General features: G+C 69.2%; 19 protein-coding genes and 5 pseudogenes. 13 read left to right on the top strand and 11 right to left on the bottom strand.

Annotated elements, in window-relative coordinates; all coding sequences use genetic code 11:
- Positions 1-13 precede the first annotated feature (13 nt).
- From ACNPQM_RS27645 to ACNPQM_RS27630, 4 genes are all read left to right on the top strand, one after another.
- Complete coding sequence (locus tag ACNPQM_RS27645) at positions 14-238, top strand: hypothetical protein (protein WP_418086109.1); 225 nt, start codon at positions 14-16, stop codon at positions 236-238.
- Positions 193-474, top strand: coding sequence for a hypothetical protein (locus tag ACNPQM_RS27640; RefSeq protein WP_418086108.1), 282 nt, complete (start codon positions 193-195; stop codon positions 472-474). The genes ACNPQM_RS27645 and ACNPQM_RS27640 overlap by 46 nt, the downstream gene beginning before the upstream one ends.
- A 69-nt stretch (positions 475-543) precedes the next feature.
- Positions 544-1,050, top strand: coding sequence for a hypothetical protein (locus tag ACNPQM_RS27635; RefSeq protein ID WP_418086107.1), 507 nt, complete (start codon positions 544-546; stop codon positions 1,048-1,050).
- 139 nt (positions 1,051-1,189) lie between these two features.
- Complete coding sequence (locus ACNPQM_RS27630) at positions 1,190-1,606, top strand: CBS domain-containing protein (RefSeq protein WP_418086106.1); 417 nt, start codon at positions 1,190-1,192, stop codon at positions 1,604-1,606.
- Positions 1,607-1,902: 296 nt separating this feature from the next.
- On the opposite strand, the gene ACNPQM_RS27625 is transcribed toward ACNPQM_RS27630, so the two are convergent.
- Both ACNPQM_RS27625 and ACNPQM_RS27620 read right to left on the bottom strand, forming a co-directional pair.
- Complete coding sequence (locus ACNPQM_RS27625) at positions 1,903-2,460, bottom strand: hemerythrin domain-containing protein (protein ID WP_418086143.1); 558 nt, start codon at positions 2,458-2,460, stop codon at positions 1,903-1,905.
- Between the two features lie 195 nt (positions 2,461-2,655).
- Positions 2,656-2,982, bottom strand: a complete 327-nt coding sequence (locus ACNPQM_RS27620) for a plasmid stabilization protein (protein ID WP_329449489.1) — start codon at positions 2,980-2,982, stop codon at positions 2,656-2,658.
- Between the two features lie 357 nt (positions 2,983-3,339).
- Between ACNPQM_RS27620 and ACNPQM_RS27615 the strand changes: the two genes are divergently transcribed.
- Positions 3,340-4,281, top strand: coding sequence for a hypothetical protein (locus ACNPQM_RS27615; protein WP_418086142.1), 942 nt, complete (start codon positions 3,340-3,342; stop codon positions 4,279-4,281).
- A 154-nt stretch (positions 4,282-4,435) separates the two neighbouring features.
- Complete coding sequence (locus tag ACNPQM_RS27610; protein ID WP_418086105.1) at positions 4,436-5,512, top strand: Ku protein; 1,077 nt, start codon at positions 4,436-4,438, stop codon at positions 5,510-5,512.
- Between the two features lie 57 nt (positions 5,513-5,569).
- On the opposite strand, the gene ACNPQM_RS27605 is transcribed toward ACNPQM_RS27610, so the two are convergent.
- Both ACNPQM_RS27605 and ACNPQM_RS27600 read right to left on the bottom strand, forming a co-directional pair.
- The gene (locus ACNPQM_RS27605) at positions 5,570-5,779 is read right to left on the bottom strand and encodes a hypothetical protein (protein ID WP_418086104.1); all 210 of its coding nucleotides are present in this window, start codon (positions 5,777-5,779) and stop codon (positions 5,570-5,572) included.
- 442 nt (positions 5,780-6,221) lie between these two features.
- A complete protein-coding gene (locus tag ACNPQM_RS27600) occupies positions 6,222-7,463 on the bottom strand; it encodes a PP2C family protein-serine/threonine phosphatase (RefSeq protein WP_418086103.1) in 1,242 nt (413 codons plus the stop codon).
- 461 nt (positions 7,464-7,924) lie between these two features.
- On the opposite strand from ACNPQM_RS27600, the gene ACNPQM_RS27595 reads away from it, so the two are divergent.
- Entirely contained in the window at positions 7,925-8,575 is a 651-nt protein-coding gene (locus tag ACNPQM_RS27595) for a site-specific integrase (protein ID WP_418086141.1), read from the top strand.
- 230 nt (positions 8,576-8,805) lie between these two features.
- Here ACNPQM_RS27595 and ACNPQM_RS27590 read toward each other — a convergent pair.
- Positions 8,806-9,353: pseudogene (locus ACNPQM_RS27590) on the bottom strand (dihydrofolate reductase family protein).
- A 452-nt stretch (positions 9,354-9,805) separates the two neighbouring features.
- On the opposite strand from ACNPQM_RS27590, the pseudogene ACNPQM_RS27585 reads away from it, so the two are divergent.
- Positions 9,806-10,225, top strand: a pseudogene (locus ACNPQM_RS27585) (relaxase domain-containing protein); the annotation flags it as partial.
- Between the two features lie 142 nt (positions 10,226-10,367).
- Here the strand turns inward: ACNPQM_RS27585 and ACNPQM_RS27580 are convergent.
- A complete protein-coding gene (locus tag ACNPQM_RS27580; RefSeq protein WP_418086102.1) occupies positions 10,368-10,691 on the bottom strand; it encodes a plasmid stabilization protein in 324 nt (107 codons plus the stop codon).
- Positions 10,692-10,697: 6 nt separating this feature from the next.
- Positions 10,698-11,774: pseudogene (locus ACNPQM_RS27575) on the bottom strand (SDR family oxidoreductase).
- Positions 11,775-11,863: 89 nt separating this feature from the next.
- Here ACNPQM_RS27575 and ACNPQM_RS27570 point away from each other — a divergent pair.
- Positions 11,864-12,322: pseudogene (locus ACNPQM_RS27570) on the top strand (HAD family hydrolase); the annotation flags it as partial.
- Positions 12,323-12,381: 59 nt separating this feature from the next.
- Here ACNPQM_RS27570 and ACNPQM_RS27565 read toward each other — a convergent pair.
- Positions 12,382-12,507: pseudogene (locus ACNPQM_RS27565) on the bottom strand (catalase); the annotation flags it as partial.
- 167 nt (positions 12,508-12,674) lie between these two features.
- Between ACNPQM_RS27565 and ACNPQM_RS27560 the strand changes: the two are divergent.
- Both ACNPQM_RS27560 and ACNPQM_RS27555 read left to right on the top strand, forming a co-directional pair.
- Positions 12,675-13,235: a hemerythrin domain-containing protein gene (locus ACNPQM_RS27560; protein ID WP_418086101.1), complete on the top strand. Its 561-nt coding sequence runs from the start codon at positions 12,675-12,677 to the stop codon at positions 13,233-13,235.
- A 203-nt stretch (positions 13,236-13,438) separates the two neighbouring features.
- Entirely contained in the window at positions 13,439-13,945 is a 507-nt protein-coding gene (locus ACNPQM_RS27555; RefSeq protein ID WP_418086100.1) for a hypothetical protein, read from the top strand.
- Between the two features lie 269 nt (positions 13,946-14,214).
- On the opposite strand, the gene ACNPQM_RS27550 is transcribed toward ACNPQM_RS27555, so the two are convergent.
- Positions 14,215-14,406 carry a hypothetical protein gene (locus ACNPQM_RS27550; protein ID WP_418086146.1) on the bottom strand — a complete coding sequence of 64 codons (192 nt, stop codon included), beginning with the start codon at positions 14,404-14,406 and terminating at the stop codon, positions 14,215-14,217.
- Between ACNPQM_RS27550 and ACNPQM_RS27545 the strand changes: the two genes are divergently transcribed.
- On the top strand, positions 14,405-14,665 hold the full coding sequence (locus tag ACNPQM_RS27545; RefSeq protein ID WP_418086099.1) for a hypothetical protein: 261 nt from the start codon (positions 14,405-14,407) through the stop codon (positions 14,663-14,665). The two genes, ACNPQM_RS27550 and ACNPQM_RS27545, sit on opposite strands and share 2 nt — an antisense overlap.
- Positions 14,666-14,813: 148 nt before the next feature.
- Here ACNPQM_RS27545 and ACNPQM_RS27540 read toward each other — a convergent pair whose 3' ends face one another.
- Together ACNPQM_RS27540 and ACNPQM_RS27535 are read right to left on the bottom strand one after the other, a co-directional pair.
- Entirely contained in the window at positions 14,814-15,023 is a 210-nt protein-coding gene (locus ACNPQM_RS27540) for a hypothetical protein (protein WP_418086098.1), read from the bottom strand.
- Positions 15,024-15,539: 516 nt separating this feature from the next.
- Positions 15,540-16,346 (bottom strand): glycoside hydrolase family 15 protein, encoded by an 807-nt coding sequence (locus tag ACNPQM_RS27535; RefSeq protein ID WP_418086097.1) that lies wholly within the window; start codon positions 16,344-16,346, stop codon positions 15,540-15,542.
- Between the two features lie 367 nt (positions 16,347-16,713).
- Between ACNPQM_RS27535 and ACNPQM_RS27530 the strand changes: the two genes are divergently transcribed.
- Positions 16,714-17,592 (top strand): GNAT family N-acetyltransferase, encoded by an 879-nt coding sequence (locus tag ACNPQM_RS27530; protein WP_418086096.1) that lies wholly within the window; start codon positions 16,714-16,716, stop codon positions 17,590-17,592.
- Positions 17,593-17,923 lie beyond the last annotated feature (331 nt).

Below are 17,923 nucleotides of genomic sequence, written 5' to 3'. Positions count from 1 at the left end.
TGATCGTCAGCGCATGGGCGCCGGACACGACGCCGTGGCCGCCGAACTGGCCGGGCGGCTGCGGGCCGACGGCCACCTGACCGCACGTGTGGACCTCCTCGACATACTTCCCCCTGGCGCCGGGCGCGGGCTGCGCGCCGCATACCGCACGGCGCTCCGCCACTGCCCTGGAACAGCGTGCAGGAGCACTTCGTGGACCGTCCGCAAGAGGCGGTCGGTGAGGCGGACCAGCTGGTGACCCGGCTCATGAAGGACCGCGGGTACCCGACCGAGGGGTACGAGCAGCAGGTGAAGGACTTGTCGGTCGAACACGGGCGCACGTTGGAGCATTACCGCGCCGCCCACGAAGTCAATGCACGAGCCGGCGGTCAGCAGACGACCACCGAGGAACTGCGGGGAGCGATGGTGCACTACCGCGCGCTCTTCGACGACCTGCTCACCAACGGCGACAGGCCGGGGCAGCAACACGCTTGACCCGGGCCCCGCGTATACCGGCGGGCCACGGATCGAGAGCCCGCCGAAACCATTGGACGAGGTGAAAGCATGCAGCGCGAACCCAGTGAAGCGGGCAACCGCGGCGACGCGACCGACGCGGGCCTGAGCACCGAGGACCTCGCCCGGCCCCGGGACGACCGGGACACGGGTCGTGGAACACCGTCGACGACGGCGGGCGACGCTCCCCCGCCCACTGCGGCCGCTGACAATGCCGCTGAGAACGCCGCGTCCACGAGGCCGGCGGCGGGCACACCGGGCTCTTCGGCACCGGAGCAGGCCCAGGAGAACGAGCCGCTTCTCGGTCCCGAGGAAGCCGAGGCCTTCCAGGCCAAATGGCAGGCCGTCCAGACAGCCTTCGTCGACGATCCGCAGGACGCCGTCCGTACGGCCGACGCCTTGGTCGCCGAGGTCATGCAGACGCTGGCCCGGTCGTTCGCATCCCGCAAGGAAGGGCTCGAAAGCCAGTGGGGCCGGGGAGAGGAGGTCCTCACCGAGGACCTGCGCATAGCGCTTCAGCGCTACCGCTCGTTCTTCAACCGCCTGCTCAGCACATGACCATCGCGACCGCCCCGCTTCGCAGGCCGGCCCCATGGATCAGACGGGAGAGTGCCTGCGGTGCCCGCGTTGCGCTCTGCGGGCCGCGAAGACCACGCAAGAGTCCGAACCGGAATCCATCGGAAAGGAAGTGTGTGTAATGACTACCGCGCGAGACATCATGACCCCGGACGCCGAGTGCATCGGGGCGAACGAGTCCGCGCTCCTTGCCGCCCATAAGATGGCCGAACTGGGCGTGGGTGCTCTGCCTATCTGCGGAGCGGACGAACGCCTCAAGGGCGTACTCACCGACCGCGACATCGTGGTCAAGGTGCTTGCGGCGGACAAGGACCCCGCCGAGATCAAGGCGGGCGAGCTGGCGCAGGGTGAAGTTGTCACGATCGGCGCTGACGACGACGCGTCGGAGATTCTCCGCACGATGAGCGAACACAAGGTGCGTCGACTGCCGGTCATCGACGGTCACGTGTTGGTCGGCATGGTCGCCCAGGCCGATGTCGCTCGGGCGCTGCCCGATCCGGTCGTCGGGGACCTCCTCGAAGCACTGTCCACCGGCTGACCGCCCGGACAGCAACACCGACGCGGAGAAGAGCAATTCCGCACGGCTGGAGCCGGGCGCGTGGACTTTGTCGGCTGCCCGCTGTGACCGCTGGCTCACGCGGCAACGGAACGGCTGCGGCCGTGGCAACACACGCGCCCCTGGCTGGGCGACGATGCAGGACGACCAGGCCAGTGCCCGGATAGCCGCCGTCCCCTTCGGCATGCTGGAACTGCCCTTCCTAACCTGCGCGACTTACGACGGTGTCCTGCGGTCGGCCCAGGACCGTTCGGGTTTTGCGCGTCAGCGGTGCGGGGTCATTCGCCGCGGCCGGTGATGAAGTCGCGGACACGATCGACCAGCCCCAACCCGGGAGAGAGGATCTTGCTAGCCAGTGGGGAACTCGGGGCGCCGGGGTGCGGGCGAGTGGGGGCAGTCTCCTTCGCCATACGGACCTCCTGCCCCAGGAGGTCCAGAACTTCTGGTCCACAAGCCGCGCGGAGCTGAACGAACAGATTGCCTTCCTCGTCCTGGACATGGGCGCGGACCTCGGTGCGGAGCTTGACGAACAGGTGGATGAGCTCGGGATCGTCCGCATCCATCCCCTCAAGGTCTTTCAGAATCCGCTCGACACGGCTGTGGTCGGCGATCTCCTTATCGGCCAGCGCATCCCCGCGTGGGACGTACTCCCGCACCGCCGGATACAGGTGCTGCTCCTCTGCGACCGAGTGCCGTACCAGCTCAATCGTGAGCTGGTCGAGCAGCCGTCTGCGATCTGAGCCTCGTGCCGGAACGGCTTCGATCCGGTCGAAAAGTTTGTCCACCTCACGGTGGTCGGCCGTCAGCTCCTCGATGACATCGCCGCCATGTCCCATGCTGCACACTGCCCTTCCGGTCCAGTTGCGCGTTCGGACCCGGACGCGCACGGAAACGCATTCCCGGACCCGCGAAACAGATATCGGCCCATGTGCCGAACCCGACCCTGTTGGCGTTATGTGGGATTGTCTCCTCGCCTCCCGCCATCGGCTGGCCCCACCCAGGAGAAGACCTGGTCGATGGTCCGTCCGACGTCAATGACCGAGCGCTTTGCGCAGCTCCTCTTTGTTCATCGTTGACCGGCCCTCGACGTGCTTCTTCTTCGCCTCCTCGTACAGCTGGTCCTTCGTTGGCCCTTGCGCTCCACGATGGGATCGCTCACCACCACGCTGCGAGGCAGACTTCGGATCACGTGTGGACGTCTTGCTCGCTGACTTCGCCTCGCCTGAGCGCGCCCGCTCCTTGTTCACCGTGCGTGCTGCAATCTCCTTCGCACGCCCCTCGGAAGCACCCCGCTTTTCTGCGCTCTCCTTGATGTGCTCGTACTGCCGCTCCCGCTTACGACTCGATCCCGCTGGCATCACACACTCCATTCCTCGTACCCGAACCTGCGGGGGCCCGCGAGGCGGCTCTTGCGCCACGCGGCATCTGATACCGGGCCGCCGTAGGCACTCCACGCATACGCCCACCACGCCCCACACACCACCTGGGACAGCACAGCGGACCGACGGTGCGGGCAAACCGACGGTGCGGGCAAAACGACGCCTTGCAAGCGGCACGGATTGTGGGTACTGCTGCAAGGGGCACACCGCGCTGGCACCCTCCGTCGGCGCAGACTGAAGCCATCGCGGATGAGGCGACGGCCCCGGCCTACTCCTGCCGCGTTGGGACTCCAGCAAGAGGTGCGCGGGGGCCCGTCTCGATGGAGCCTGATGACCATGCAGCGTACGGATGGGCGGGGGAGCGGAGGGCACGACGTAGAGGGACTTCTGGACGAGCTCTACGCCACGCCGCCGCCCGATTTCGTCTCCCGCCGTGAGGAGCTTGCTGCCGAGGCGAAGGCGGACGGGCGCGTGGAGGATGCCCGCCGGATCCATGCCGCCCGCCGCCCCACGCTCGCGGCCTGGTCGGCGAACCTGCTGCTGCGCTCGCAACCGGCAGAGAGCCAGCGGTTCCTGGAACTCGGACGGGCGCTGCGCGAGGCATACCGAACCCTGGATGCCGACGGGATCAAAGAACTGACTGACCAGCGCAGCAGTATCGTCTCGGCCCTGTCCCGGCAGGCTGCCGCACTTGCCCGTGAAGCGGGGCACCGGCTGTCGGATGCGGCGCAGCTGGACGTCGCATCCACCCTGCGCGCCGTGCTCGCCGATCAGGACGCGGCAGCCCGGTGGGCCGCCGGCCGCCTGGAGAGCGCCCTCACTCCGCCAGCGGACTTTCCGTCCAGCACCGCCGTGACAGCCGACGCACCTCCAAATCTGGCACGAGCGCCGACTGCGCTACGGTCTTCGCGGACGCGGGCGAAGGACGAACTCGCCGAGCGGCGCCGCCAGAGGCAGGAACAGCTCGCCCAAGCCCGCAAGGCCGCCGCGACGGCCGATCAGCAGTTTCGCAGGCAGTGTGCCGAACAGGCGGATGCTGACGCATCGCTGCAGCAGGCACGCGACCGGCATGACCAGGCCCGCCAGCAAGTGACCGCGGTCGAGGAGCAATTGCGAAAGGCACGCGAAAAGTTGCAGCGGGCCGAAGACGAACAGCAGGAAGCCGAGGAACGGCGTCAGGCGGCGGCTGACGCTGTGACCCGGGCCGAACGAGCGGTACAGGAGGCTGCGCAGGAAGTAGAACGTCTGGCCGGCCCCGGCAGCCACCCGGATCCGTAGATCGACCGCCAGGCCGTCTGCTACCCGGCTCCATGCTCGTACTCCGCTCGCCCGCGCCCAGCGCGCACTGCGCGTGCAGGAGTGCCAACGTGGTCAGCAGGAGCATCTGCACCTGGTGCGCTGACGGTGACAGGCGGGACGAGAGTGGGCGGTCATGGCACGCGCGATCTGGACAGGCGTGATCACCTTCGGACTGGTCAGCGTGCCGGTCGGCCTGTACACCGCGGTCGGGGACCACACGGTCCACTTCCACCAGCTGCAGCGCGGCAGCGCCGACCGGGTCCGCAACCGGCGGGTCAACGAACGCACCGGCAAGGAAGTGCCGGCCGAGGACATCGTCAAGGGCTTCGAGGCGGCCGAAGGCGAGTACGTCGTCGTCGAGCCCGACGAACTGGACGAGATCGCGCCGGGCCGCTCCCGGACCATCGACATCAGCGACTTCGTCGACCTGGACGACATCGAGCCGGTCTACTTCGACCGCACGTACTACATCGCCCCCCGCGGCAAGGAGTACACCAAGGTCTACGAGCTGCTGCGGGCTGCGCTGGCAGAGGCGGGCAAGGCCGGCATCGCCACATTCGTGATGCGCGGCAAGCAGTACCTGACCGCGCTGCGTGCCGAGGACAAGCTCCTGGTGCTGCAGACGCTCCACTGGGCCGACGAGGTCCGCGATCCCGGTCAGGAGCTACCCGAACTGCCCACCGGCCGTGCCGGCAAAGGCAAGGAGCGGGACATGGCGATCCAGCTGATCGACGCTCTGGACGCGCCGTGGGATCCGGCCCGGTATCACGACACCTACCAGGAGAAGGTGCGGGAGCTGGTGCGGGCGAAGGCCGAGGGCCAGGAGATCTCGGCGGCGGAGGAGGCGCCGCAGGCTAGCAACGTCGCCGACCTGATGACACTCCTGCAGGGCAGCCTCGACCAGGCCCGAGGCGCCAAAGACCAGGAGCCGGTCGCGCCACGGCAGAAGAAGACCGTCGCGCGCAAGGTGCGCCAGCCGGAGACGAAGAGGAAGACCGCCGCCAGGAAGGCCCCGCCGAAGGCAGCCCGCGCGTCGGCGACATCCCGCGGCCAGGGACGGGGCAAGAGCGAGCTTCGGCAGTTGAGCAAGACGGAGCTGTACCAGCGGGCCACCGAGCAGGACATCGCGGGCCGCTCCAAGATGAGCCGGGAAGAGCTCATCGACGCGCTCGCCCGGGCCGGACACCGCCGCAACAAGAGCGCCGCTTGACCACGGCCACAACCGTCCGGACGGTCCGTGACTCTGACGGCTCTGGCGGCGGTTTTGTCATGCTGGTTCGTATGCATGCGCCCGGCCGCCGCGCCATTCGATCCATTGCGGGTCGTCGAGGCAATGCTCGGCGTCGTAGACGCCCGCCCTCCGGAGAAGTTCGATCAGGCCGTGGTCGTTGCAGACGAGACCAACGATCTCATCATTGATCGTGACCGTCCGACCTCGGGTAAGGGAGAGGCCGTGGACAACTATCGGGGCACTCATCCCTCCAGACTGGTCCACGGTGACGTCAGGCGCACCCGACCGAGCTGCGGAGGGTCCGGCCCGGGAGGAAAATTGATGGAGGTGGCGGTCCCGATGTCTCCTGGCGGCGGCCTGGACCGCCACCGACAGACGGGGGCTCACGGACCTCGCCGTACCGCCGTATGGCCTACGTGAGGTTTGGGGGTGGGGAATGTGGGCTGGTTGAGTGGAGGAGTCGTCCTGTCCACGGAACCCTCCCCCCGGCCGCGGCCGGACGGCGAATCCGCCCCCCCACTCGGGAGGGGGGCGGACTCAAGCTGGGTTCCAACCCGAATCCCCGAGCACTCCGCCCCTGTCTCTGGCCACGGCTACGGCCGGGGCAGGGGGCGGTTCGTGCGTCCGGGGTCAGTCAGCGCCGACGACGACGTACAACGACTCGCGCCCCGTGCCGAGCCTGGGGACTTCACTCGTGCAGGGCGGCGGGGTGGTTGGCGGGGTTCCCGCGCCATTCGATGAGGAAGAGGGTTGCGTCATCGCTGGTGTGCCCGCCGCGTTCTTGTTTGAGGACCTGGGAGAGCCGGAGTGCCTCGGCCCGCATTCCGCCTTCCACGTGTTCGATTCGGTTGACGCAGCGGATGAGCCGTTCCTCGCCGAATGGTTGTCCGTGTGCGTCACGTTCCTCGATCACCCCGTCGGTGTAGCACAGGACCCGGTCGCCGGGTTGGAGCTGGAGCTGGCTGATGGACGGGCGTTCACCGCCGAGGCCGACTGGCAGGGTAGTCGGGCTTTCCAGCTGGCGGACCACGTGTCTTTTGCGGATCAGTAGCGGTAGGGGGTGGCCCGCATTGACCCATTGGAACAGGCCGGTGGTGATGTCCAGGTTCATCATTTGCGCGGTGACGAAGTGGTCGGGCCCGAACTGTTCGGCGATGGCCTGGTCCATGTACAGGTACGTCTCGGGCAGGCTGATGCCGGCACGTCTGGCGTGCCGGTAGGCGCCGATGGCGACGGTAGCTATTGTGGCGGCGTCCAGAGCGTGGCCCATGGCGTCGATCACGGCCGCGTGCAGGATGTTGTCGTTGAGGGCGTAGTCGAAGCTGTCGCCGGCGATGTCGTATGAAGGCTCGACGGCCCCGCCCACCGCGACCTGTGGCACGGACATCATCAGCGGGGGCAGCAGGGACCATTGCATCTCCGCGGCCACGCTCATCGGTTCGCGGCGGCGGGCCTGGAAGAACCGGTCGGTGTAGGCATGCTTGGTGACCAGAATGTCGGCGACCAGACTGGCGAGCCGGCGCAGCAGCCTCCGGTCGTCATCATCGACGGTGTCCAGGGTGAGGGCCAGCACTCCCACCTCGTCGCTGCCGTCCAGCAACGGCAGATACATCCGGACGCCGTCTGCCTGTGCGACCTCGACAGGTGTGGCTCGCAGGAACGCCGTACCGGCCGGAGAGTCAGCGATCTCCTGGGGCTCGCCGACAAGCAGCCTTCGGCCTGGCAGTGGCACCAGCAGCTCGCGGGCATAGTCCTGCAGGAGGATCGAGACCTCGCGGCCATCGATGCCGGCCACTTCTTCTGCGATCATCGGAGCGATCAACTGCGGCGGCATCTCGTGCGCCCGGTCCAGAAGCGGCCCCAGGAGCCGCTCACCGAACCCCTCCGAACGGTCCAGCACCTTCTTGCCGGGCCGCTCTCGTTCCTCCATAGCCGTCCCTATTGGCCTGACTAACCGGAATTGTTCACCTTGTGGGACTCGACTCGCCCCAAGCTTTCGCTCCCCTGATCATCGCTGCCGACGCCTGGCTCACCCGGCGTGCAGGCTCCCATGACCGGTGAATCACTCCAACGGTGCAAACGGGACCGGTCATCGGACTGAGCGTGTCCTCGGCACGCACCTCCGGTGCCCGTCGAACTTCGGTTATGCGCTGTTGAGCTGTCCACGGATAGTGTCCGGCCCCATGTCGAGCACGGGGTGGCGGGTGCACTTCACCGCCGGGATCCGGTGGGGCCGCGCGAGGGCACACCCTTTATGCGTGAGTTCAACGATCTGTTCGCCACCCTCGAAGGGAGACTGGACAAGCAAGGAGTGCCTGTGAGGGCCAGCCGTTCTTGATCTGCCCAGAGGCCCGGTTCGATGTTGGGTTGAATCGGTACTTCTCGGTGTAGCTGGCGTCGTCACCGTGGAACACGCAGGCTGCGCGCGCGCGGGATCTTCGGACGTTCTTCGACTTTCTGTGGTCGGCCCGGGACGGATGCGGGTGGCGTGAGGCGACGCCTGAGGATCGTGCGGCGTACGAGTGGTGGCGCCGGCGGGATGAGCGCGGGCCTCGGGTGGAGGACACCTCATGGGACCGGGAGGTGTCCACGGTCAACCAGTTCTACCTCTGGGCGTTCGACCAGGACCTCGTGCGGGCGAACCCGGTCCGGCAGCGGACCGCCGCCGCCTGGTTGCCTTGGACGTCGGGTGGTGGGCGTGGTGGGTCCCGTCATGTGCCAGCGGAGACCTCGCACACGGGGCCTCGACGTGATGTGAAGTGGCCGCCTCCGGCGTCGTACCGGGTGTGGCGGAACGTGGGCCTGTGCGGCTTCGACGCCGCCGAGCGCTGCGGCGGGCGTTCCGGGGCCGGCCACCGACCTACGCCGCACCCTGGCCCTGTACGAGGAAGCCATCCGCCAGCTCACCCTCGAAAACGACGCCCTCCGCCAGCACGCCGCCATCGTGCCCCTGCCTACCGGCCGCGGCACGCCTGCCCGAGCCTGACCAGTCCGTGCACACGCAAACCCGACTCCCCGCAAACGCGTTCAAGCCTTCGTTAGATGAACGCCCGATCAGCCATTGCGGACCCCTCTCATCCCTTCCGGGGGGTCGGCCAAGATACGACGGAAACCGGCAACCAGTGATCTTGAGTTGAACTTGCCGCAGGTGAGGTGCTGGGGCGGATCGGCGTCGGCTGCCCGACCGGGGACAGCGATGCGCAAACGCAGCCGGAGGCCCGATCTTGTGTCACCGTTCGCAGTGGACTTCTTCGCGTACCCGCTCAGATCGGTCAACGGCGCACCCGATAGCGCAGGTGAAGCACCCGGTTGCCCTGAATCACCACGTCTGGATCCTCCAACAGGTGCTGCGCGTGGACCGACCCGAAGTAGCGCTTGCCGGACCCGAACACGACGGGTACGACGTCCATGCGCACCTCGTCGATCAGGCCCGCGGCAAGCACCTGGCCACCGACGTCGCCGGCGGCGACCTCGACCATGCGGTCGCCCGCAAGCTCCTGCGCCTTGGCCACGGCTGCCTCGACGCCGTCGACGAAGTGAAACGGCGCCTCACGACGACCACGTGGTCGATCCCGCCCGGAGGCTTCCCGTCCCAGCCGTCCGTCATGTCGAAGACGTGGCGGCCGACGATCGTGACCCCGATCTGGTCCCAGTACGGCCGGGTGTAGTCGTAGGACGTCTGCGACACCTTCACCTCGCCGCTCTCGTCCAACGGGACGTCACCGCTGGACAACCAGTCGAACAGCGGTCCGGGCTGGTCATTCTCGTCCGCGACGAAGCCGTCCACCGACACCGAGCTGTACATGACCACCTTGCCCACGGGGCTCTCCTCTGCTTTGGGGCGCCCCAAATTAGCGTGTCGTGAGCTGTCGCTCTTGTAAGAAATCAATCGGCCGGCAGCGGCCAGCTGTTCGCGCAGGAACCGTCGCCGGACTTCGACGTACCGGGTGAGCGTGAGCCCGGTGAGCGCCCGGAACTCGTGGCCGAAGTGGGCCTGGTCGAAGTAGCCTGCGCCACAGGCGAGGTCGCCCCAGTCGATCGGTCCGGCGGGGTTGATCGCGAACACGGTGGCGGCGGGAGCTGACTGGCAGAAGGGCGCCGGTCGGTCCACCATCAAGCGGTTGTGATGGGGGGTGCGGTGCGGTCTGTGTCCTGGTGCGGACAACGGACAGCACTCAACCCTGTCCATAATTTCGGCTCGTACCACCAGCCCTGCGGCGGCACCGCAACGGCACGGGCCAGCGCCACGCTGATCGGGAGTTCCACGCTTTCATGCTGCGACCAGGCACTGATCACACCGCGCCGAGCGCAGTGTCCGGCCGGCACATCTCGCAGGCCCGAATTCCGTACCCCACCCTCCTCGAGTACACCGTCGCGCTGTCCGAGCTGTACAACCAGCGCGTCCTCGAAGAGATCTGCACCGACCTGAACCTCGCCACCACACCGTGCTACCCGACCGCCGGGCACCCCGTGATGGAACCCGCGGGCACCCCTGAGGACCTCATCGACTGGGCCGCCACGCGCAACGAGGCCACCATGCAGCGCCTGGGTGAGCTGGTGGCCCAGTACCGCAGCCGCACCTCTCAGCCCGGCACCGAGAAGATCCGCCACCGCATGATGGCCCGTGCCTCCACTGACACCCGCCCCGCAAAGAAGACAGCCCGCCCTCTGCCGGTCCTGCGCGCCCGCTGGCGGGACCGGGCGATCGCCCCAGCCAGGCGGTCGTCTACCACCTGCTCGACCTCGCCCAAGCCGCGGCCCGGTCCTTCCTCACCCTGGCCCGCCCGGTCATGGACCTCGCCGCCGGGACGTCGTCGCCACCGTCTCCCTCCTTCTATCGGCCAAGGGCGTGTTCGAGTTCCTTCTTGTTCATTTTCGAACGACCATGGATGTTGCGCTTCTTGGCCTCGTTGTACAGCTGCTCCTTGGTGGGGCCCTGCGACCCGCTGTGGGAGCGCTGTCCGCCGCGCTTGGAGGAGGAGATGTCCTTGACCGAGCTACGGCTGGCGGTCTTCGACTCGCCGTGCCGGGCGCGTTCCTTGTTCACGGTGCGGGCGGCGATTTCCTTGGCGCGCTTCTCGCTCTCGCCGCGGTCCAAGGCGCTGTCCTTGATGTGCTCGTACTGCCGTTCCCGCTTGGGGGTTGATCCGCGAGGCATGGCCGCTCACTCCTGTCCGTGTGACTGCGGGACGCGTGTGCCCCGCACCCGTGAAACGAACCCAGCCGGAAGCCCTGGCAAACCTGTTCTCATCCGGCCAGGCGTTCGCCGCGCCACCTCGGCGAGGGCGCCGAGGGCGTGCGCTGCCTGCTGCTGCAGGCTGCGGTTCCGGGCCCGGTCGTCGAAGCGGCCGTGCGCCCCGAAGTCCTGCCAGGAGTCCACCGGGTCGAACAGGTTGTCCGGATCGCCCGCACGCCGCCGCTCGTCGGTCTGCTGGGAGTCGAAGCCGGTACGGGCCAGGTAGCGGTCCAGCAGACCGGGGACAATCGCGTTGGCGATCAGGGTCGCCACCGTGCTGGCGCCGACCCAGTACTCCCGCCGCCCCGGATGGTCGGCCGCGAACAGCACGGCGCGGGCGGCGACCTCTGGCTAGTAGATCGGCGGCACCGGCTGCGCCCGCCTGGGAAGGCGGGAGCGGACCCAGTCGAACTGCGGGGTGTTCACGGCGGGCATCTGCACCATCGTGGTGCGCACCCGGGTGCCGGAGGCGAGCAGTTCGCAGCGCAGCGCCTCGTTGAAGCCCTGGATGGCGTGCTTGGCGCCGCTGTAGGCGCTCTGCAGCGGGATACCGCGGTAGGCGATCGCCGAACCGACCTGCACGATCACCCCGGCATCGCGCGGGAGCATGCGGCGCAACGCCGCACCCGTGGCATACACGTAGCCGAGGTAACTGACCTCGGTGACGCGCCGGAACTTCTCAGGCTCGATTTCGGTGAAGGGGGCGAAGACGGAGGCGAAGGCGGCGTTGACCCACACATCGATCGGCCCGAGTTCGTCCTCGGCCCGCTGGGCGGCGGCCTCCACCGCCTGGGGGTCGACGACGTCCGTCTCGATGGCGATCACCTTCGCGGCACCGGCCTGCTCGGCCTCGTGCACCGCGCCGTAGAGACCGGTGCGGCCACGGGCGATCAGCGCGAGCCGGTCGCCGCGGGCCGCGAACGCCACCGCGCAGGCGCGCCCGATGCCGCCGCTGGCCCCGGTGACCACCACGGTCCGGGCGGCGGCGGGTTCGTGAAGTGTCATACGGTGTGGGTTTCCCCGATCGCCGGCCGCAAACGGGGCCGAACGGGCGCGGCGGTCCGTGCGGGCCCGGTCGGCGACCGGTGGCCACGATGAGGGCCTGGATGAGGGAGGCGGTTGATGCCGGCCGCGGCGCTGTTCGATGTCGACGGGACCCTGCTCGATACCAGCTACTGGCACACCATCGCCTGGACCGAGGCGCTCGCCCAGTTCGGCCACCCCCCGCGATGGCGCGCATCCACGGGGCGATCGGTATGGGCGGCGACCAGCTCCTGGAGCCCCCGCTCGGCCAGGACCGTGACCGGAGCGAGGACGAGGCGATCAGCGCGGCGCACCAGGCCCTGTTCGCGCGCTTCTGGCCCGGCCTGCGGGCCTTCGACGGTGCCGCCGTGCTGCTGCGGGAGCTGAGGCAGCGCGGCTGGAGCATCGTCCTGGCCTCCTCCGCATCCGCGAGGGACTTGAAGGTGATGCGCCGCGTCCTGGACGCCGACGACGTGATCGACGCCGCGACAAGCGCGGACGACGTGGACGCCAGCAAGCCCGCCCCCGACCTCGTCCACGCCGCCCTGGCCAAGGCCGACGTCGGCCCCGGGCAGGCCCTGTTCGTCGGCGTGAGCTTCTCGCGCAGCTGGAAGTCCTCCAGCAGGGTGGGGCCGCGGTCGCCGACAGTGAGGGAGTTGTCGGTGTCGTTGACGCGCACGGCCTGGTCGGTGGTCAGCGGTCCGTCCGGATCGGGTCCCGGAAGGCGTCCAGGGCCGTGTCCTTGGTCCGGGTGCCGGGCCGTGCGCGGTGGGGCCGATCGGGTGAGGCCGCAGCGGGCTGGGCAGGCGCGGTGTGCCGGGCGGGGATACCTATGGGCTGGGTGGGAGAGACCCGACCCCGGATGAGAGAGGCGGATGTGCGATGGGGCAAGGCGGGAACGTGATCGACGAGCTGATGACCGATCACCGCGAGGTCGAGGAGATGTTCGGCCGCATCCAGGTGATGACCGCGGGCGGCCAGCAGCTGCGGGACCAGGTGAACGAGGTCACCATCGAGCTCGTGCGGCACTCGGTCGCCGAGGAGCAGTACCTGTACCCGGCGGTCCGCGAGCACATCGACGGCGGCGACCGGCTCGCGGACAAGGAGATCGCCGACCACGGCCGGGTCGAGAAGATCCTCAAGCAGCTGGAGAGGATGGACACCGACGACCTGCAGATGAGCACGATGCTGCAGCAGCTCATGGATGAGGTCGCCGCCCACGTCCAGGACGAGGAGAACAACATCTTCCCGATGCTGCGCCGCGCCTGCACCCCGGAGCAGCTGGACGACCTCGGGGACAAGATCCGCCAGGCCAAAGCCATGGCGCCCACCCGGCCGCACCCCTCCGTGCCAAGCACTCCTATGGCCAGCAAGCTCCTCGCCCCGGGTGTCGGCCTGGTCGACCGGGCCCGCGACTTCGTCACCGGCCGCGGCAAATCCTGACCCAGGCTCCCGGGCCGGGCCGCGCAGGCGCGCGGCCCGGCCCCGCTGCCCGCACGGGCAGGGCGTGACCCAGGTCATGGGCCTTCCTGGCAGGCACCGCCTATGCTGGTCGGCCACGAACGGGGCAGCGCCGCCCCGCGCACCAGCTCGCGCACCCGACCGGACGGAAGGGCGCCGGCACGCTCCCCAGGAAACCGATCGCCGTGCCCACCGATCTGACACCCGTCATAGCCGCCTGCACCCGATGGCTCCTTGACGCCTACCCGCCGCCCGCGGGCGCGCTCAACTACGCCCTGGCCGAGGCCCAGGCCCTCCAGGCCGCCACCCTCGCCGCCCACCTGCGCTACCCCACCGGCCTCGATGTACAGCTGCTCCACCTGTGCGGCCCGGGCGGAGCCGACCGACTGGACTGGCTCACCGGATGCGACCCGGACCGCGACGGCACCGCCTGGCGGACCTGGGTGGACGAGACCGTCGTCAGCTGGGCTGCCTGCCTGCTGGCCGACCGCGCCCTCGCCGTCCGAGCACACCGGGCCCGCGCGACCACCGATCATCACAGTGCCGGCCTGCAGCGCCTCGTCGACCCGGGCGCCCACGACACCGAAGCCGGCGCGCTGCTGCGCCATCCCGACCTGCTGGAACCCATCGCGACGCTGCACCGCCCCCAGCTGATCGAGCTGCTCCACGTCGAGGCCGCTGGGACACCGTGACAAGCGCGTAAGCGGCCGGACGCATCGTTCCGCCGCCGAACGGGGCGGAAGGCAGTCGCGCTGGCGATGACGGGGCCGCCGTCACGGGGCCTGAGTGTCGGCCGCCGGCGGCTCCGGCCGCTCGCTGTCCTCCTCGGGCCCGTCGTCCTCGGCCTTGGCCCGCACGTCCTGCGGGGTCGGGCCACGATGTTGCGTTCCTCCGCCGACCGCTCCCGCCTCTCTGCGTCGGGCTGGGCGTCGTCCTCGTGACGGCGCCGACTGTGCCGTGCTTACCCGCGGGGTGCGAGCGTGGCGACGGCCTCGAGCATGAGGGCGTGGACGAAGGCCTGGGGCAGGTTGCCGCGCAGCTGGCGCTGGGCGACGTCGAACTCCTCCGCCTGCGGCCCGCTGCTGGCCCCAGGTGCGGCGGACGGCTTCCTGGGCGACGCTGGATGGAGGCATCTGACTCTCGGGAGAGCCATGATCATCAAAGTGCTGCACGAGAAGGGTCTGAAGTCCGAGCACGCGTACTGCGCTGGCTTCCTTTCCGTCGGTCTGGCCGTTGCGTCGTGGGCCGGCTCGTTGAAAGCGGAGTGCCGCGGGATGGAGCGTGCAGATCACTGGGGCATCTTCGTCGGCGAGTGGGCGCCGACCTTCTTCGCTATCGGTCTGGCCCTCGCCAACTACGAGCACGACGACCAGGAGATCGCATCTGACGCGCTGCACACCGTGGCCGACTGACAGCCCCACGCCGCAGTCGTCGTGATCGCCCACCGTGAAGCCCTTTCCCGAGTCGGTGAGCTCGGGTCCGAGGTGATTGAGGGTTCGTTGAAGGCTTACGGACGGGCGCCGTTCGGTGGTGCGAGCTTGTGCCACGTGGGCCCGTCGTTCAGCCGCAGTCGCCGCTGTTGATCTCCAGGACCGCATCGTGATTCAGGCCGGGGCGTACCGTCGCGAGACCGTGCTCGGCCATCCGTTGGGCGCCGTCTCCGCCATGCCCTGGAATGGGCCGATAGCTGACCACCGGCAATCCGGCGGCCATCGCTTCGAGCGCCGGTTGCCCTGCTGCGTTGTCGATGAGCGCGCGGGGGGCCGTCATGAGCCCCGGCATGGGCGATGCGGTGACAGGTCCCGGTGCAGGCATGTATTCGTGCCGCAGAGCACGACCGGTCTGTAGCCCGCCGAAGCCACCAACCGAGTGGTCTGGCCTCTCGTTAAGACGACGATGAAGAAGCGGGGAGAGTCCCGGACGGGGGGTCACAGACGTGGAGCGATGCAGCCGCTGGCGGGGCGGTGTGGTGCCATCCCGGCGGGTCGCAGGGGAACCCTGGCCCGTTCGTCTGGGGCTGAGCGGGTCGGAAGGCGTCGCCTTCCTGCTGCAGGCATCGACTCGCCACCGCTGAAACGTGGCGCCAGCACGGGCCGCATGCGTCGGCAACCGCCTCAGGGGGCGCTGCGGCAGGCCGTCGTCCTCGGTGCTTCCGGCGGTGCTCATGGCACGTCCTCCCGCGGGGCTCGGCCCGGAACCTGCCATGGGCGTACCTGACCAGCGGGCCCGCATCGCGTGACGTCGCACGACGGGGTCTGCATCACGACGGCGCCGACTGTGCCGTGCTTACCCGCGGGGTGCGAGCGTGGCGGCGGCCTCGAGCATGAGGGCGTGGACGAAGGCCTGGGGCAGGTTGCCGCGCAGCTGGCGCTGGGCGACGTCGAACTCCTCCGTGTACAGGCCGGGCGGGCCGCAGGCGGCGCGGTTGCGCTCGAACCAGCGCATCGCCTTGACGTTGTGATGCTGCTGGTGTTCGGCCAGGGCCAGGGCGAATCCGCACAGCAGGAAGGCGCCCTCGGCATCCTCGAGGGGCCGTTGGTCGAGGCGGAACCGGTAGACGTAGTGGTCCTGGACGAGGTCGGTGCGTACGGCTCGCAGGGTGGCGGTGGTGCGAGGGTCGTCGGCGGGCAGCGCGCCGCGCACGGCGGGCATGAGGAGCGCCGCGTCCACGCCCGTCTGGGTGGGGGAGCGTTGCCAGCGTCCCGAGGGGTGCAGGCAGTCGGCGGAGGTCTCGGCGACGAGCCGGTCCGCGAGCGCCTCCCATCCGGCCGCCCGTCCGCTGCCGCAGGAGGGGGCCTGGGTGGCGATAGCGTGCAGCCCGGCGGCGCAGATCAGTCGGCTGTGGGCCCAGCGGTCGTCGTGGAGTTCCCAGATCCCGGCGTCCGGCTCCCGGTGGCGGGCGGCGATCGTGTCGGCGGCGGTGAGCGCGGCGTGCCAGCCGTCGGCGTCGAGCCGGTCGTGGCGGGCGGCGGCGGCGAGCAGCAGCAGGCTTTCGCCGAAGACGTCGAGCTGGAACTGGCGGTTGACGCGGTTGCCGACGACGTCGAAGCCGCCCGGGTAGCCGGGCAGGTCGAGCCGGCGCTGGTCGGGCACCGCGGTCCCGGTGGCGGTGTAGGCGCGCTCGTGCCCCTAATCAGCGGTCTGTCAATGCCTCCGTGCCCGGTGACCAGGCAGGACCTGCCGGAGTTGCCGCTTGACATCCATAGGGGCATCAAACTCGCCGTCCGCTACGAAGCGACCGTGCTGGTCGCGGCCATCAATGAGTGGCTGTGACCCCGCGGCCGCAGCAGCCTTCAGTTAACCCTTTGCCGAGGAGTCGATGGACCAGCTACGTTCTCCCAGCCGTCCATGTTGATCCGGACCGGCACTGTCGACGAGGAGGTGTGGAGCACATGCGCAGGAGTGCCCAGCAGTTGAGCACGCGTACGGACCTTTGCCACCTCCTCACGACGGAGACACCTTGTCGCTCCGCATCACCCCACTGACCGACCCCGCTCACGGGGCGCACAGCCGACGCCTTGCATGGCTGGCGTCCGACGCCGATTCCATCCCTGTCGGGACGGCCTTTCTGCGCCTGTTCGATGGCGGACAAGAGCACCTCGCCGAACTGACCCTCCACGTCCATCCCGTGGAGCGCCGCAAGGGCGTCGGCTCCCGGCTACTCGACACTGCCGTGGCCGCCGCCCGGGACAACACCCGGCGCTGCGTCGTAGCGCAGGCCCAGGCCGGATCGCCCGGCGACCACTTCCTGCCGGCCCGCGGCTTCCGCAAGGTCCTCACCCTGAGGTACTCCCGCCTGCCCCTGGCCGATGTGGACATCCCCTACCTGGCAGAGATCATTGAGCGTCCGCATTCCGGCTACCGGCTGGCGTCCTGGCAGGGAACCGTCCCCGACGATCTCGCCCAGACCTTCGCCGACTCACGTCGCGCCATGGACGACATGCCCATGGAGGACACCGACCACGGCACCACGGCCTGGGACGTGGACCGGGTCCGGGCTGCGGCAAAGGCCGTCGAACAGCGCGGCGACCACCTGCACACCGTCGTCGCCATCGACACCTCCAACGGCTCGATCGCCGGGTTCACCGAACTCGTCGTGCCCGGCGGCGGCACAGGTGATGCCCAGCACTACGGCACCGGCGTGCTGCCCGAGCACCGCGGACACGGCCTCGGCCGCTGGATGAAGGCCGAGTCGATCCGCCAAGCCCACGGGCACTACCCGGACCTCGGCGGCCTCCTGACCGACACCGCCGACAGCAACACGCACATGAGACACATCAGCGACAGCCTCGGCTACCTGCCCACGCACACGACACTGCAGTACCAGCTCGACCTGTAGAGACGAGAGGACGGGCCGGACCTGGGCATCACCTCGTCCGGCCCGTCGGCACTTTCACAACAGGCCCTAGGTCCAATGTCGTTCGGTTAGGGGTTCGGTTGGCGGTGCAACTCTCGGCGTTTCGGCCGGGTCCGCCTACTGGCTCCGCGTCCCGGTCGACTGGCTGCTGCACCGGCCCGAGGGCCTGCGCTCGAACCTGCTGTTCATCGATCACGGCCGCCCGGTCAACGCCTCCCGCTACATGTGGGCCTTCTCAGCGATGGCCCACTCGGAGGGAGCGCGGGCCCATTATGACCGCCGACGCGAGGCCGGAGACCGCCACACGGCCGCC

It is taken from the genome of Streptomyces sp. NPDC056231, from assembly GCF_048270745.1.
Lineage (GTDB): Bacteria > Actinomycetota > Actinomycetes > Streptomycetales > Streptomycetaceae > Streptomyces.
This window is presented reverse-complemented; position numbering and strand designations above follow the sequence as displayed.